This window comes from Legionella donaldsonii (assembly GCF_900452385.1).
GTDB lineage: Bacteria > Pseudomonadota > Gammaproteobacteria > Legionellales > Legionellaceae > Tatlockia > Tatlockia donaldsonii.
Window position 1 is genome coordinate 1,771,072 of sequence record NZ_UGOA01000001.1, and the last position, 15,924, is coordinate 1,786,995.

Here is a 15,924-nt window from a genome sequence, read left to right on the forward strand (position 1 = left end):
AGGAGCCGATGTTTAAAGCAGCAGTCAACCAAATGAAAACAGCTTTAATACTACTTATTTCACTAATGGTTCTCACCGGTTTAATTTACCCGCTTATTGTCACTGGCCTTGCACAATTTTTTTTCCCTACTCAGGCAAATGGGAGCTTAATTCAACAAAATGGTTTGATTATTGGTTCTCGGTTAATTGGGCAATCGTTTTCTTCACCTGCTTATTTTTGGGGCAGACCTTCTGCAACTACTCCTTTTCCCTATAATGGCGGCGCTTCATTAGGATCAAACAGCGGTCCGTCCAATCCTGAATTTTTAGCTTCAGTTAAGGATCGAGTAACACAGCTCAACGCATTTAACACAAAGACCAATCAGTTAGTTCCTGTTGATTTAGTGACTACTTCAGGTAGTGGTCTTGATCCTGAAATTAGCCCTTATACTGCCTTCTATCAAGTAGCACGTGTTGCTAAGGCACGCCACATTCCTGAAAAAGAATTACAAGCATTGATCATCAGTCAAATCAAAAGCCGTACTTGGGGAATACTTGGTGAACCTCGAGTTAATGTTTTGCAATTAAATCTTGCTCTGGATAATTTAAGGACAGGTGATGGTCGATTCACGTCCAAATCCTGAGCAGTTATTACAGCGTGCCCAGGAAGAAGAAAAACAAGGGAATCGCGGTAAGCTTAAAATCTATCTGGGAGCTGCACCTGGAGTTGGCAAGACCCATCAAATGCTTCAGGATGCGCATGAAAAGCGTCGCCAGGATCTCGATGTTATCGTAGGTATTGCCGAATCCCATGGACGAAAAGATATAGAACGCCTGTTACATGGCTTTGAAATTTTGCCTAGAAAAGCCGTTCTTTATCGCGGCAAGCGCTGTTTGGAGTTTGACCTTGATAGGGCTTTACAACGACATCCAGGAATTATTTTAGTCGATGAAATGGCTCATTCGAATGCTCCCGGGCTACGTCATGAAAAACGCTGGCAGGATATCAAAGAATTGCTTGAACGTGGTATTGATGTTTATACCACTCTTAATGTGCAGCATATTGAGAGTTTAAAAGACGATGTCACCCAAATCATTCAGGCTCCGATCAGAGAAACTGTTCCTGACTCCATGATTGAAAGTGCTGATACGATTGAGTTAGTTGATTTGCCTCCCGAAGATTTACTGAAACGCCTGGAAGAAGGAAAAATTTATATCCCACAGCAAGCCGAGTTTGCTCGCGAACATTTTTTTCGCAAAGGAAATTTAATTGCTTTAAGGGAATTGGCATTGCGTACCACAGCAAAACAGGTAGGCTCAGACGTCTTGTGGTATAGACAAGGCGAAGGTATACAAAAAATATGGCCTGTCAAAGACAAAATACTTGTCTGTGTGGGACCAAAACCGGAGGCACAAAAATTAATTCGTGCAGCAAAACAACTGGCAAATAGTTTACAAGCAGAATGGCTAGCTGTTTATATTGATATACCTCATTTACGATCAACAGCATATGAACGTCGCCGTGCTATTAAAAACTTACGGTTGGCAGAGTTATTGGGTGCAGAAACACATATTTTAGCGGGCTTTGATATTGTTAAAGAGATCATAAGTTTTGCCCGCGAACAAAATATCACTCTGATTATGATATGGAAGCATATTCCCATTCGCTGGCAGAGTTGGTTCCGCCGCAATTTAGCCGATGAAATTGTTCGTCATAGCGGCGAAATTGATATCTATATTATTACAGGTGAGTCCTCTGAGAGTTCAGTTAAAAAAGAGCAGTTACCCTCCCCAAAACCATGGAAAATCTATGGTATTACCTTGGGCATTGTCACTTTAGCAACTTTAGTTAATGCCCTGCTTTATCCTTTTCTTGCAACAAGCAACCTTATCATGGTTTATTTATTGGGTGTCACAATAGTTGCCCTTTTTGGAAAAATAGGACCCTCCACTCTGGCATCAGTATTAAGTGTTCTGGCCTACGACTTTTTCTTTATATCTCCTTTTTTTAGTTTTGCGGTCACTGATATAGAGTATTTTTTTACCCTTGTTGTGATGTTAATAGTTACTCAAATTATTAGTCATCTAACTATCTTAATGCGTCGCCAAGCTGAATCGGCACGGCTTACACAGCGACGAACAACTGCGCTCTATACTTTTAGTCGACAACTGACGAGCACACGTGGAGTTGATAATCTACTTCAATTAGGAACGCAACACATTGCGAATGCTTTTAATAGCAAAGTCATGGCATTACTTCCGAAAAAGAAAAATCTTACAATTCGCTCTGGCTATCCTTCCCAACAAAAACTGGATAGTAAAGAGCAAGGCATTGCAGAATGGGTTTATGAGATGGGGCAGCCTGCGGGTTTTGGTACCGAAACCTTATCATTTTCCAACGCACTTTATCTGCCGCTATTGGGTTCATCTGGCCCTATCGGTGTTTTAAGAATCCAGGCACTGAATCAAGAATTGCTCGCACCTGAACAAAGAGGTCTTTTAGAGTCCTATATTAATCAAATGGCTTTGGCTCTGGAAGTTGACTCTTTGCATGAAAAAGAAAGAAAGAAAGAATTGGAAGTCGAACGAGATGACGCTAGAACCTCCCTGCTAAAATCTATTTTTCATGATTTATGCTTTCCTTTAAAAATAGTGATTAGTACGGTTAATCGTCTAAAAAAAATAGAAGGGAAAAAAGTTAGAGAGATAGAAGAAAATATCGATCATGAAATCGATAAGCTCAACAGATTGAATAATAATCTTTTCCAAATTATTCAATTAGAAACTCAAGAGATTGAACTGAAAAAAAGTCTCTCTTCGCTAAAAAAAATTATCGAATCTGTCATAAAGCATTCTAAAAAATCCATTCACAAACGGCGTATTCATGTCGATATTCCAGAAGCGCTTCCTCTCCTTATGATAGATAGTAAACTGATTCAAGAAGTCCTACTCCATTTATTAGATAACGCTATTAAATATTCTCCACCCGAATCTCCGATCCATATTTTAGTCGAAGCAACTCAAGAAAGGATTGTTGTCAGTATCGAGGATTTTGGTTCAGGAATTATCCCTCAGGAAAAGAATAAGGTATTTAAAAAATTTTATCGTGGCAAACAAGTTATATCTGAGCACGGATTGGGATTAGGTCTGACAATTTGCCAAAAAATAATTACAGCACATGCAGGTCATATTTGGGTAGAAAATATTGAAAATAAGGGAGCCTCTTTTCGTTTTTCACTTCCGCTAAAAACTGAGGCAATATGATAAAATATGAACATCATTTTGCTTTTAATAATAAATTTATCTTTCATATCGATTGCCACTGCAAATCAACTGCATGATTCTCAATCGCCATCCCAAAGCACAGCGGATACTTTAACAAATAATTGGAAAGTTTTTGGATACCTTGACGGCTCATACAATTATTTATTGCGAAGTAATCAATTTATCAGTGGAACTTATGATCGGGTATTTGATATTAAGCAAAATGGACTCACCCTCCAGCAAACTGGTATGACTTTGGCTTATCAACCACAAGAGGGCTTTGGTGGCTTAATAACGCCAGTAGTTGGCCGTGATGCTCAGACTTTTGCACCTTATGGCTGGATTACTAGTGATCCTTCCCAGGAAATAGGTTTCGCAATTCCACAAGGTTATCTTCAATATACTGCTGCTTCCTTAACATTCATGGCTGGAGCCTTTATTGAATTGGCAGGTGCTGAGAATCTCTTTTCTTACAATGATACCAATTTTTCGCGCTCCATTCTTTGGGGATATGCCGAACCTTTTACAGTGACAGGATTACGGGTTTCTTATATTCCCAATAACAAACTCACTTTGATAGGAGGACTAAATAATGGCTGGGATAATATACGAGATACCAGTCGCGGTAAAACCATCGAACTAGGTGCTTCCTATGTTTTTAACCCCATGTTTTCTCTAGCCACTTATCTTTATTCAGGCCAACAGCGTGTCACTGAGCGTACGTCATACGGCCCTACAGGACAACGAACTCTACTTGATCTTGTTGCCACGCTAAATATTACTGAAAAAATAAGCTTTGTAGTGAATTATGATGGTGCTCAACAAACTAGAGCCGCTCTTCCAAACGGGACTATAGCAAAAGCAATTTGGCAGGGTGTTGCTGGATATTTTAATTATAAATTTAGCGAAAAATGGAGAACTTCCCTACGCGGAGAAATTTTCTCTGATAAAAATGGTTATCGCACAGGTGTTGCACAGACTTGGAAAGAAATTACACTAACTGTTGGCTACGAGTTGTTGCAGAATTTTGAATTACGTGCCGAAACAAGACATGATATTTCTAATGTAAATGCTTTCCTTAAGGCTAACAATAAAGGCACGAGTAATAACCAACAATCATGCGCGATAGAAATTGTGGGCAAATTTTTATAAGGTATGTTTCGAATTGCCAGATCAAGCTATAAGCAAAATAAAAAATCAAATCAGGAAATCCAAACTAAGTGATTTATAAACTCGTTTCAAAATTTGTTCTGCATTGATTTCTATCAATCGATGAGCGCGACCTTATTCAGGTTCAATGGCTATTACATAGTCTCGGTTGAAATGGTCTAGGATCCGTAGCCTGAATGAAAACCGAAGGCTGTAATCCGGGACTTGAATTAGTGTATATGGCGATGATGGAACAATCATTCAAACAAACCTGGTTATGCCTGCACCGAGGCTAATCACATAGTTTGTTTTTCCCTATTTATATTGTATGCTATTGGATCTCAAGGACACTAAACATAAGGGACTCATATGAAAATCAAATTGATTGTATCTGCAATGTCTTTAGGTGCTGTTCTGCTGGCTTCTGGATGTCAACAATGGAATGCCACTTCTCCTTTTAATGGTTATACCCAAGCTGCACCAGCTACACCTGCACAAATGAAAGTTGATGCCAGGATCCTTGGTAGTTTGGTTGTCCTTAATCAAAATGAAATGGCAGCCGCCACATTGGCACAAAGAAAAGCGTCTAGTCCATCTGTGAAAAATTATGCAGCCTGGATGTACAAAGCTCATAATCAAAACTTGCAAGAAACTCAAAGCTTGAGCCAGAGAATAGGTATTGCGCCAGAAAAAGGTGCTACTGCTCTCGCGCTCCAAAGACAAGGCCGACAAGAGATGGCTACCTTAAATCGCTTCAATGGCAAAGCTTTTGATAGAGTCTATATCAACGCGATGGTAAAAGATCATGCTGCTGCCCTACACATGATCGATCACAAGTTGAAAACCGAAGCTACAAACCCACAATTGAGAGGACAATTAGAAGCTACTCGTGCCCATGTTGCTGAACATCTGCAACAAGCCAGAGCGGTTCAAAGGGAAATCGCCCACGGTTAATAGTTCTCTTTAATATGACAAAAAAGGGAAAGTATTTTTCCCTTTTTTGTTTTCTGTACTAAGTACTGATACTGCCTAATTTATTTTTCAGCTTTTCCAAAAGAGTTTTCTCTTTTTCAACAACTCATCATTGAAGAACTTGCTCTTGAATTTTATCAGCCCCACTATTCAAAGGTTGCTTTTATAAACCCTTGTATTGGGAATTTGTATTTGACGACTATCCTGGGGTCATTAAAATGGTGGCACGAATTATCTTCATCCAGATAACCAGTTAAGCAATTTGCTGTTTCGTCGCTTGCGTCAAAACATAAAACTGGGACAAAGAACAAACTGTTCCTCCGCAAGCAGGAATCGTTACCGTCTTATTATTATAACTTACTCTAATATAATAATTTTTATTGTTTTTAAACAAAGCAAAATCAACATGAGAGGCATAGGGCGGTATACTTTCCAAGGGAGCCCCTAAAGTGGCCATGACACTCATAATGGAGCTGTCGTGCGCAGAGAGTAAGACATATTTTAAAGAGGATTTTTTCTCCACTGCATTAACAAAATAATTGTTTGCCGCATTAAGAAACGAATGCCCCATGGGATAGCTAACCTGCCTCAACTTAAAATAGTTAACAACTGCCCATTTACCTAATTGGATAATTTCATTGGCATCAGCATTACTAATACCTTTTGGCATAGGTACATGATGAATTCGACGAATGTATAAATTATCAGCCAAGGGAACAATTTGCTGATAATTTTTCAAGGATAAACCAGTCACACTCCTCCACTTTCTTAATTTCTCTTGTCTATAGCTGGTTTGCTCTTGCCAAGCTTTGCGGCTAATGAAATAAAGCTTGATTAAAGAAAAGATATTTTTACCCGGTGTAACAATTAACAAATTATCCTGACTTTTACTGATTGCATGCACAGGAATACTACCTCGTCTCGTTTTTGAGGGATAAAGCCCCAATAAAAAAGCATTGGCGCTCTCAATGGTGCGTTTGGTATCCGTTGAACGTACGTAAACTAGCCTTGGGTTATAATTAGCCGGTAACAAGTGATATTGCTTCACATATTTTGTGCGTGCAGCCCTGCCTGATTCTAGCTCCTGATACCATCCTCTTTGCGTCAACTCACCAAACCCCCGCTTCCAGTCATGCGGCGAGTTAGGAATTTCCTCCAAAGGAGTTCTATCGCCATGTCGAATAAGCTCGAGGGCAAATATAAGTTTTTCCTGAGCAAAAGCATTTGAAACAATGACAGCCAAGAAGATAAGAAAACAGTTTTTTATGAGCACTTTCATTTTGATGTTATGCCGGATTTTTGTTAGCGTATTATTCAACTTATTTATTATATATTAGTGAATGGGTATCAAGCTGTTCTATTACTTTAGAAGAATCAGTATGAAAACTAAAAACTAATGAATTGTTTTTTGCAGCTGCAGTGAAACCATAACCAACCTGGAGAGCTAAAAAATCCTAATAAATTAACGAATAAATCCTCTGCCGTCATTTTCCATTTGCAAATTGATCAGCAAACTCTTTAACATTATCATGTATTCAGAAAAAATGAAATTATAAAACTACAGTGAGGCGATGACGGTAAGATGCGTCCGATATTTACTAAATTTGAAGCAAAACTCATCCGTGTTGAGGCGTTATTGCGCGACTGTAAAGATGCATTAGACTTGGAGTTTTTTAAAAATCAACTGCTTAATCCCACAATCCATAATTACAATGAGCAATTACGTCTTTCAAACAAAACGGTTGAAGAACAGGAAGCATATAATCGAATCACTACAAAACTTAATTTGCTTAAAGCAAATTACCTGGAAAAGAAAAAATTGCTCACTGAAGAAGAGAATGGTACCTATCTGATAGGCAAAAATTTTATTCTTGGTCCCCAAGGTTTGGTCAATGAGTTGCCTAAAGCAAAGATTGACCGAAATCCACCCTTGCCTCAAAAAGCAATTCAAGCGATAGAAGAAAAGGATAAAGTTAGTTTATTAGAGTTTTTGTATCAGTTTTGCGAAGAAAAATTTGCTATGAAAGAACCTCCGGGCTTTGTTTCTTTAAAAATGATTGATGCCTTGTGGGAGATGGGTACCAGGGGACATGAACTTGCAGATTTATTAAAAAAGGCCTTGCCAGATTATAATAAACCAGGCAATCAATTGTCTGAGGCACGGTATATTGCCCTTAAAAACACGACAGCTTTAATTTACCAAAAATTTTGGCATAGCGGTGATTCATCGATAGAGCGTTATGCCTTGGAGGGGTTTGATCGACAATATATAAGTGGGTTTAATGAGAAAAATTTTTCATTCACCAGGCCGAATCCTCTGCTATCAACAAAAAATATTTCTTCAAAAATCTCTGAAAATGAGTCACTACTTTTTAATAGACAAGGTCACCTGCGTAAAATAATCAGTGATGCTATTTTAGATCCAAAAGCGGAAGACTCCAGAATGACCCCGACAGTTTATGTGACCAACAAGGACGTTTGGATAGATGAATCCAGTCAATCTCAAGAAATGCGGTGTTTTGGTACTCAGGGACGATTCTGGAAACGGTGGCAAAAATGCAAAGAAGAGAATGAAGTAGTTGCTGAAACAGAAAGCGGTGATGTCCCAACAGCCAGGATTCTTACTGAGCGCCACGGCCCAGGATGGTAATAATTGTCTCAGCTATAGAGAAGAGCTTGCACGCCTCATAATTCATTACATCAGCGCATTGAAATGACGATGAATTTTTAGATAACATTACTAGGGTTCTCTCACCCCGCTTGCGAGCAAACGGGGCTATAAACCTGTGCAAATTATGAGTACTCACTCTCATTCCTGTTTACTTTATTTCCATGTTGCAGCCAAGCAGTAATGCCACCATCAAGATTATAAATATCAAGTTCAGGGTTTTCATCCAAGAGTTTTTCACAAGCCTGTGCTCCACGCTTACCCAGAGCACAATGGACTACAAGGCGCTTACTCTCCAGCTCAGGCAATGTTCGGTATGAAATTTTTGCCAAAGGCAGGGAAATAGCACCGGGAATATTTTCCTTTTGATGCTCCTCTGGTTCACGCACATCAATCAATATTGCTTCCCCTCTATCTAGCCAGTCTTTTAGAGTTGCTGGATCTACGGTTTGTATGGGCATAGTGACCTCCTATCAGTTATTCCTAAAATAAAGTAGTTCTTTTATCCGCAGTTGGGTTATCAGTTGTAGTAGGAACAACCGTTACCACAGATTCGGGAACAACTTTAATATCACTTAATCTATCTTCAATAATACATTGAATATTCTCAGGTGTCGTTAGTGTCTTATCGGTATATGACATAAGTTTTTCTATATCAGCAGAACTGGTAATATCCCCAATTGCTTCTTCAAGTTGTCCCTGCGTCACTGAATGAGTAATTAATCTTTTCATTCGTGCAATTAATGTAGCCTTGTTTTCCTCAAGTAATAATGCGGTGCCTGGCTCTTCTATCGCAGCCTTTTCTTTAAGTGTCTTCCATTTCGTCGACATTTCTTCATTAACAACATCTGTTTTAGGGCGAAAACTTCCTATAAAATCAAGCTCAACTGCTTCTGTTTCCTTGTGGGCAACTGCAATCTTTTTCTGAAGTGCCATAAAGCCCTCTGGAGGAATCTCAATTAGCTGTGCTTCATTAGCGTTGACTTCCAATCCAAAGATTTCTTCTATTTTTCTGACCTGATCAGCTGTTCTTGCGGTAACACGAAGAGACAAACTACCGTCTTCATGCCATGTAGGGATAATAGAAACTCTTCTTTGTGGCCCCACACCATGATTCATTAAAGAGACAAGCATAGGGATTGTTTGCTGTTCATAGGTAGGCCTAATCAACTGCTGTTCTCTTTTTTGATGATACTGTGCATCAACTGCAAACATCAATTTGAGCATATCTTCTTGCGGTACAGTACATGTCGAAAGCTCACCACTCTGTTTAATGAAATCAATTCCAAATAACTCTTTAAATTTAGCTGCGACCTCTGGTTTAGAAGTACTTAGGATATAATCACCATTTTCTTTTCTTAATAACTCAAAGGGTATCCTTTTATCTGACGGATCAAAACGCATCGTATTAAGAAAAACAGTGCCATCATGTGACATAACCGAAGTGGGAGAGAAAATTTTCTCTAACTTGTCGATTAAATCAATTTCATGGCTAGTCAGCAACACTCGCTGTTGAAAAACCTCTATGATTCTTTCATTACTTTTAGCAGCTGTCGCTTCCATTTCACCAATAAAAGTCAGATATTGCTCGAGCTCGTCATAGGGCATCTTGTTTTTCAGCGCTTCATTAATTAAATCAATTTTAATTTCAGCGAAATAGGCAGCAAAGGGAGTCAGTTTTCCTGTACTGATTTTCACGATGTAAGTATCGACCAGACCTTGTAATTTGCTTCCTTCCTCGCTCCCAGCCCTGATATCAGCCAAACGATTTAATAAATTTTTTGCAGAGGGTGTGCGCTCTTGTATACGGGTTAATTCCTGTCTTAAACCAGGATAGCTTTTTATCACTTCTTCACTGGGATTATCGCCAGTAATCATTTTTCTTAATAAATGGACACCTACCATACGGTCTGATAAAGGCGTATCGTAGAACACACTATAGTTTCGGTACATAAAATGACGAGCAATACCAATTTTGGAAGAGCCTCTAAAGATTGCAGGCATTTTGGCCGCTGTATCTTCAAATGAAAAATCATCTTTCAAGCTTGAGCATACGCCATTACCTTCATAGGGCTTACCATAGTCAAAACCATAAAAAGCACCTTCGGCAAACCCTTTGTTCTGGGCTTCTTTACCCATCCCATCTCTATCACCGATGGCAATTCCAAAAATTAAATTTTTACCTAAACCAGGAATATTTTTGGAACGTTTAATCGGTGCATCTCTATCCTCGACTAAAATACCGTTATAATCCGGCTCATCGCCACCGTGGAGAAACTGCCTTAATTCCTGTAACCCGTTTTTCCAACCACAGGCTAATAAAGCATGAGCACCTTTTTTACCATTATTAACCCAAGCTATTTCCTGTTTTTGGTTTTGATCACTGAAGATACCCGCTAACCGTGTACCTACAAACTCTCTTATGGCTTCTTTATTCGCATCAATTCTCTTTTTCTGTCCTTCAGCATAATCAAGTTTATACATCCAGGCACTTAGCTTATTATTTTTAGCAACTGCCTCTTTGACTTCATTACAAAGCCATCGAACCCCTGGATCCATTACACTTTTGCTATGAGGTCCTGAGACATGAACATTGATAAAAGTAGCAAAATCAAAACGATTTTTTTCCAGATCGCCGATACTAAGCCTTACTCTTAATTCAGCAAGCCTACCTCTACCCTCGAGGCTGAGTTTTTCCAATGAAGGCAGATTTTCTTCCGCTAAAATTTTTTGTAACTCTTTAAAAAACGCCGCATTCAAATCAATTGCTCTAAAACCTGGTTCTACACCACCCGGTTTTTCTGCATAACAAAACTGTGTACTGCCAAACATACTTCCTAAACGCGTTAATTCTTTGTCTGTGCGTAGTTGTGGTTGACTTAAATCTCTTCGGACAACCTGGTCGACCGATTTACTAACGGTAGTAGAGACACTTAATCTCTCTGAACCAACCACAGGGGTACTTTTTGAGGTTTCAGTTACTCCGATCTCAGTTTTTATCACTGGCGGCAATAAGTTCTCTTCATCAACGTGTTCAGGCTTCACATCCAACTGGGACTTAAAGATACGCATCATTAAACCGTCTTTTTTGATGCGGTAGTTTTGCTCTTTACCTAGCTCAACACCAAAATTTTTCTCACAAAATGTTTTAAGATATTTACCTAACTTACTACCTGCTCCACCTGATGATTTTAGAATCTGAGCATATTCATCAGCGTAGACATTCAACAGAGCAATAATTTTTGCATCAGGAGATAAATCTTTAGCTTCAACGACTGCTTTTATATTTTTATTAAGACGCTCTATACTAGCAGTGCGTTCTGTTTCTATTTTTCCTCCCATCTGTTTGAGAATTGCCTGGTATTCTTTTTCAAAATGGTTGGTGGTTATTACTGGTTTGGTTTTATTACCGCCAGCTAATAACAAGTCCATATAGTGCTTGGTAAACTCTTTATCAACCTCATATTTTTTACCACTCTTGGAAGATCCTACAACCTCATCATCGAGTTCCATTGCCACAAAATAGTCTGGATCAATTTCCAAATCGCTTAATAACAATTGATACGCTGCGTTTCTTAGAGCATAAGATTCTATTTCAGCCCCTGTAAATTGAATCCACGCGGGACCCGCAGTCACACCACCATGCGTTGGAAAACCAGGTGCAGTTAATAAACCCCTCAATGCACGATAACCACAACTCCAACTATCTCTTTGCAAATTATCTGACGCTGGAGTAACTGTTTTGGTTGTACCAGGAAAGGCACTATAAAGCCCATCTGTATAATCGATTGCAGCAGTTAAAATGCCTTGTTCGGTCCCACTTAAAGCCATCGAATCCTGATAAGCGATAGTTACTGAATTGGCCGTTGGATCAACGGTCACCATCGCATAAGTCCAATGAGAGCCCTGGCTACGTAACGAATCTGTACTGCCTCGATTTATAAGCAACGGAATCGTATAGGGCACTGTTGCATTGGCATGTTTCACTCTCTCAAAATGCAAAACCATCCCGATATCTTCCGCAGTTAATCGGGTAATATGCACTCTGTCTTTGACACCCATCTTAATTAGGAGACGCTCTAAATCAACTTCCCCTAGCCATTCAGTTGGACCTAAATCACCATTAAGCAATTTTTCAGCAACCCCTAAATTGCTACTTTGGGCATGTAAGTCTCGTAAAGAACGAGACGCAAGCCGTTGGTTAAGGTCCAGCCCGACTAAAATGGCAGCTTTCTCATTGAATGAAGTCGCCACTGGTGGGGCAACACCAGTGAAGACTACGAGTTCGTCTAATAAACGTACTAATTCGTTAAATTGTACTTCATGAGTTTTGCGAGTTTCTAAATTGTCACTGCCGATTGCAATAATATTTAAATTGTCATTGTTCAGATTATAGAAAAAGTCAATGGCCTCGGCTAAATGGCCATAATTATCCATATTATCCAGCCAGCGCGGGTTAAAGCCCTCCTTGTATTTCCCCCTCAAATATTGTTCAATAATGCTACGTTTTTTTGTTTCATCAAGTGCTTTAGTTACTTCGCTTGCAGGTATCATTTCATCTTCCTCATAAAGATTTCAGATCTGGATGCGAAGCAAATGTAGATAGCCTAGCATCCAACTAGATCTACAGATTTATTCTTCAACCTTAATCCCTTAAGGTTAAGCAAACATTAAACAGATTGTTAAAGTATTGAAAAGATATAATGCGTTAAAATAAAACAATAAGATTATTTATCTTCTTCAATAGGTTACTTAGAGTATAGTATTTCAATACAAATAATGCTCAATTAGACCATTATTTGTATTTTTTGTGGTTTTTAATGCATATTTTACGGGCAAATGATATAATAGACGCCCTGTATTCACAGTGACAAAATAAATAAGGCGAAGGCTTCTATGGGTGATAGGGAACCTGGTAGCGAACAACAATCCTTTGTTCTCTTTCCAGTTAAGCTGAAAAACGGAAAAATTGTTTATTATGCCAGCGATTACTCTGAACCATTAGGTGGATCGGTCTATAAAGGTTATCAATGCACATTACGCTCTCCGCAAACCGACTTAAAACCTTGCCGGGTAAAAAAAGAAGACATTACTCTTGATAAAACTCAGGTAGTTGCCCTAAAATTTTATGAAGCAGGAAAACATCCATCCCCCTACCAATTTTACGATTCAGAAATAGCTACTCTGAAATTAGCAGGTAAAGACGTCCTCATCATGGAATATATTGATGGATTTCATATCCATCCAGAGGGAGAAAAGAATCCACAGTTAAGGGAGTTAAATTTTTTCCAGGTTGTCGATGTGGCCTGGCAACTCATTCAGGGATTAAATAGCAGGCATTATAACAATACCCTAGGCCCCTCGGTTGTACATGGTGATATCAAGGGCAGTAATGTCAAGATAAGAATCAAGAAAACTCTTAACGGTATGATATGCCAAGTTGATGTATGCTATCTTGATGATGATTATTCGAAACCTATCGTTAGTAATCCACAATGCCCCCAAGGAACTCTTGAACATTTTGCGATCGAAATTCTAGATGGCTACTATTCAGAAAGCAGCGATTTTTTTGCCCTGTCCCCTCTCTTATTAACTCTTTTTGGTGCGAACAACCCCCTACAAAGGATTCTTGATTTCAGGAATACCCACCCCAGCATGGATCGGGTTGACCTGGTAAAGCAATACATTGAGCTTGGTTTCAGCAGCGATGGTTTATTTGAGCACTTTGAAAAAAAACCCGAAGCATTTATTTGCGAATTAGTAAAAAATTTCATCATGAAAATGGCAGCAAAATATAAGAAAGACCGGCCTAATCCAGAGGCAATATTGGAGTTTTTTACAGCACTTAGACAATTTTGCCTAATTGATGAGGCTAATGTAGATAGAGATTTTAATGTTTTGCGCTTAAGAATAGCCGCGCAGGATAAAACTTGGCTTACAGAAATAAAATATCCAATTTTATTGCTGAGTTTGGAAAACCATTTTCAAGATCGGCTCATTGCTTTAATGGACCCAGAACAACGGGTCAATTTACATAATCTTTTGTTAAACATCGATGGAACACTCCTACTAAGAGAGAAACTCCGACAAATTATTGCTGTTGATCTGGCAGAACTCAGTAAATCAATTAAACCACCCTCCAGGCTGAGCTCTTTGTTCTCTTCACCCGTAACTCAGAAAGATTTAGCATGGTTAATACGCTGTTACGAACAGAATGATCGTGTTGAATTTCACTCACCAACCAACAAAGCAATAAGAAAAAAACTTAAAGACTGTAGCGAAACACATCTGGCATCTTTAATTTCAGTTATCACAGCAGGATTTGCCAGTTCAACGGAACTAATTAAATCCCCACAAATGCTGTCTATGGCTTAAAATTAAAAATAGATTTAACGGATTTTCTTGCGAGGTATTTATGCCATTTGAACTTTTAAATCAATGGCTCAATGAGGAAAAGGAAGCCGGCGCACCTAATCCCAAACAAGCTGTATTGTCAACTGCAACTTTGCAAGCTATACCTCATAGCCGTGTTGTTGCAATACGTGAAATCTCAACGGAGGCTTTATTATTTTTCACCCAGAAAGGAACAAGAAAAGTAATAGAGTTGGAAAATAATCCGCGAGCCTCACTACTATTTTGGTTTGAGTTGAAACAGCGGCAAGTTATTCTTGAGGGATTCGTTGAGCGATTATCAAAAGTTGAAAATGAGCGTTATTGGCACAGCTACCCACAAACAGCTCAAATCAGATTTGCTGCTTATGCACCAACCTCTACACAGCCTATAGCCTCTAAAGAAATGATCGAAAGCAAAAAACGACAACTTAAACTGGAATACGGCAGAAAATTATTGCCATTTAACCCCTTCTACTGTGGTTTTCGCCTTAAACCGACCAAATTTGTTTTTTACGCATTGCGCTCGGATGAGTTATCCGATGTCACTGAATATACCTGGCTTGATAATCAATGGCATAGCCAAATCTTATCTCCTTAAGCGAAGTGGGTAGACAGAAATGTCTATATCACCTACCTTATGTTTTTATTATTGGATAGATAATTTATCATTGAGATGAAATGGGGAGAATGAGCACCATGAATTTACACGGCAAAATTATCCTAATTACCGGAGCTTCCAGCGGGATCGGAGAAGCCTGTGCCCGCCTTTTTGCTGCTAATGGTGCAAAACTAATTTTGGCTGCTCGTAGAAAAGAACGAATTGATAAGCTTGCAGCGGAGCTCTATTCCATGCATGGCACAGATTGTTTACCATTGGCCCTTGATGTCAGGAATAAATCAGAAGTAGAACTAAGCCTGGGGACTCTACCAGTAAGTTGGCAAACCATTGGTATATTGATCAACAATGCAGGGCTTGCATTATCAAGCGACCCCATCCAAGTTGGCTCTATTGATAATTGGGACGTCATGATCGATACAAATCTCAAAGGCTTACTTTATGTAAGCCGTAGTATTTTACCTGGGATGTTAGCGCGGAATCAGGGACATATTGTTAATATTGGCTCCATTGCCGGTCAGGAATGTTACCCTGCAGGCAACGTATATTGTGCTACCAAACAGGCCGTCAGAGCCATTACAAAATCCATGCGTCTTGATTTATTGGGAACACCAATCAGGGTCACTGAATTAGCCCCCGGTGCCGTTGAGACAGAATTCAGCGAAGTTCGTTGGTCTGATAAAAATAAAGCTCTATCATTTTACAAGGAATTTACTCCATTATTGGCACAAGACATTGCTGATGCGGCTTACTACTGTGTAACAAGACCAGAACATGTTGATATTGCAGAAATGACGATTATGCCGACAGTACAAGCCTCAGCAAATCACATTTATAAAGAGAAATTAAAATAATACCGTAACCGAAATTGGCCAAGGAAGGC

11 protein-coding genes are annotated in these 15,924 nt (G+C 39.1%); 8 read left to right on the forward strand and 3 right to left on the reverse strand.

The genetic code is table 11. The annotated features are described in order from the left end of the window. Positions 1–8: 8 nt before the first annotated feature. The 4 genes from kdpC to DYC89_RS08220 all read left to right on the forward strand — a co-directional run bounded on the left by kdpC (position 9) and on the right by DYC89_RS08220 (position 5,346). Positions 9–623 carry a potassium-transporting ATPase subunit KdpC gene (gene kdpC, locus DYC89_RS08205; protein WP_115221348.1) on the forward strand — a complete coding sequence of 205 codons (615 nt, stop codon included), beginning with the start codon at positions 9–11 and terminating at the stop codon, positions 621–623. Further along, the gene (locus tag DYC89_RS08210; protein ID WP_181879357.1) at positions 598–3,243 is read left to right on the forward strand and encodes a sensor histidine kinase; all 2,646 of its coding nucleotides are present in this window, start codon (positions 598–600) and stop codon (positions 3,241–3,243) included. Before kdpC ends, DYC89_RS08210 begins: the two co-directional genes overlap by 26 nt. 6 nt (positions 3,244–3,249) lie before the next feature. After that, positions 3,250–4,395 (forward strand): outer membrane beta-barrel protein, encoded by a 1,146-nt coding sequence (locus DYC89_RS08215; protein WP_115221349.1) that lies wholly within the window; start codon positions 3,250–3,252, stop codon positions 4,393–4,395. Between the two features lie 366 nt (positions 4,396–4,761). Then, positions 4,762–5,346, forward strand: coding sequence for a DUF4142 domain-containing protein (locus DYC89_RS08220; protein ID WP_115221350.1), 585 nt, complete (start codon positions 4,762–4,764; stop codon positions 5,344–5,346). A gap of 271 nt (positions 5,347–5,617) precedes the next feature. Here the strand turns inward: DYC89_RS08220 and DYC89_RS08225 are convergent, their stop codons facing one another. Continuing rightward, positions 5,618–6,643: a histidine phosphatase family protein gene (locus DYC89_RS08225; RefSeq protein WP_115221351.1), complete on the reverse strand. Its 1,026-nt coding sequence runs from the start codon at positions 6,641–6,643 to the stop codon at positions 5,618–5,620. 303 nt (positions 6,644–6,946) lie between these two features. Here DYC89_RS08225 and DYC89_RS08230 point away from each other — a divergent pair, with 303 nt between their 5' ends. Next, positions 6,947–8,014 carry a hypothetical protein gene (locus DYC89_RS08230; RefSeq protein WP_115221352.1) on the forward strand — a complete coding sequence of 356 codons (1,068 nt, stop codon included), beginning with the start codon at positions 6,947–6,949 and terminating at the stop codon, positions 8,012–8,014. A gap of 143 nt (positions 8,015–8,157) precedes the next feature. On the opposite strand, the gene DYC89_RS08235 is transcribed toward DYC89_RS08230, so the two are convergent. Then, complete coding sequence (locus tag DYC89_RS08235; RefSeq protein ID WP_058447726.1) at positions 8,158–8,493, reverse strand: rhodanese-like domain-containing protein; 336 nt, start codon at positions 8,491–8,493, stop codon at positions 8,158–8,160. 22 nt (positions 8,494–8,515) lie between these two features. Continuing rightward, a complete protein-coding gene (locus tag DYC89_RS08240) occupies positions 8,516–12,586 on the reverse strand; it encodes a hypothetical protein (protein WP_115221353.1) in 4,071 nt (1,356 codons plus the stop codon). Positions 12,587–12,928: 342 nt separating this feature from the next. Between DYC89_RS08240 and DYC89_RS08245 the strand changes: the two genes are divergently transcribed. The 3 genes from DYC89_RS08245 (at position 12,929) to DYC89_RS08255 (ending at position 15,895) form a co-directional block, all read left to right on the forward strand. Continuing rightward, positions 12,929–14,407 carry a protein kinase domain-containing protein gene (locus DYC89_RS08245; RefSeq protein ID WP_115221354.1) on the forward strand — a complete coding sequence of 493 codons (1,479 nt, stop codon included), beginning with the start codon at positions 12,929–12,931 and terminating at the stop codon, positions 14,405–14,407. Between the two features lie 40 nt (positions 14,408–14,447). Next, positions 14,448–15,023, forward strand: coding sequence for a pyridoxine/pyridoxamine 5'-phosphate oxidase (locus DYC89_RS08250; RefSeq protein ID WP_115221355.1), 576 nt, complete (start codon positions 14,448–14,450; stop codon positions 15,021–15,023). A 98-nt stretch (positions 15,024–15,121) separates the two neighbouring features. Further along, complete coding sequence (locus DYC89_RS08255; RefSeq protein WP_115221356.1) at positions 15,122–15,895, forward strand: SDR family NAD(P)-dependent oxidoreductase; 774 nt, start codon at positions 15,122–15,124, stop codon at positions 15,893–15,895. Positions 15,896–15,924 lie beyond the last annotated feature (29 nt).

Coding starts and splice junctions, on each gene's coding strand:
- kdpC (WP_115221348.1), top strand. CDS start 9: ATGTTTAAAGCAGCAGTCAACCAAATGAAAACAGCTTTAATACTACTT.
- DYC89_RS08210 (WP_181879357.1), top strand. CDS start 598: ATGGTCGATTCACGTCCAAATCCTGAGCAGTTATTACAGCGTGCCCAG.
- DYC89_RS08215 (WP_115221349.1), top strand. CDS start 3,250: ATGAACATCATTTTGCTTTTAATAATAAATTTATCTTTCATATCGATT.
- DYC89_RS08220 (WP_115221350.1), top strand. CDS start 4,762: ATGAAAATCAAATTGATTGTATCTGCAATGTCTTTAGGTGCTGTTCTG.
- DYC89_RS08225 (WP_115221351.1), bottom strand. CDS start 6,643: ATGAAAGTGCTCATAAAAAACTGTTTTCTTATCTTCTTGGCTGTCATT.
- DYC89_RS08230 (WP_115221352.1), top strand. CDS start 6,947: ATGCGTCCGATATTTACTAAATTTGAAGCAAAACTCATCCGTGTTGAG.
- DYC89_RS08235 (WP_058447726.1), bottom strand. CDS start 8,493: ATGCCCATACAAACCGTAGATCCAGCAACTCTAAAAGACTGGCTAGAT.
- DYC89_RS08240 (WP_115221353.1), bottom strand. CDS start 12,586: ATGATACCTGCAAGCGAAGTAACTAAAGCACTTGATGAAACAAAAAAA.
- DYC89_RS08245 (WP_115221354.1), top strand. CDS start 12,929: ATGGGTGATAGGGAACCTGGTAGCGAACAACAATCCTTTGTTCTCTTT.
- DYC89_RS08250 (WP_115221355.1), top strand. CDS start 14,448: ATGCCATTTGAACTTTTAAATCAATGGCTCAATGAGGAAAAGGAAGCC.
- DYC89_RS08255 (WP_115221356.1), top strand. CDS start 15,122: ATGAATTTACACGGCAAAATTATCCTAATTACCGGAGCTTCCAGCGGG.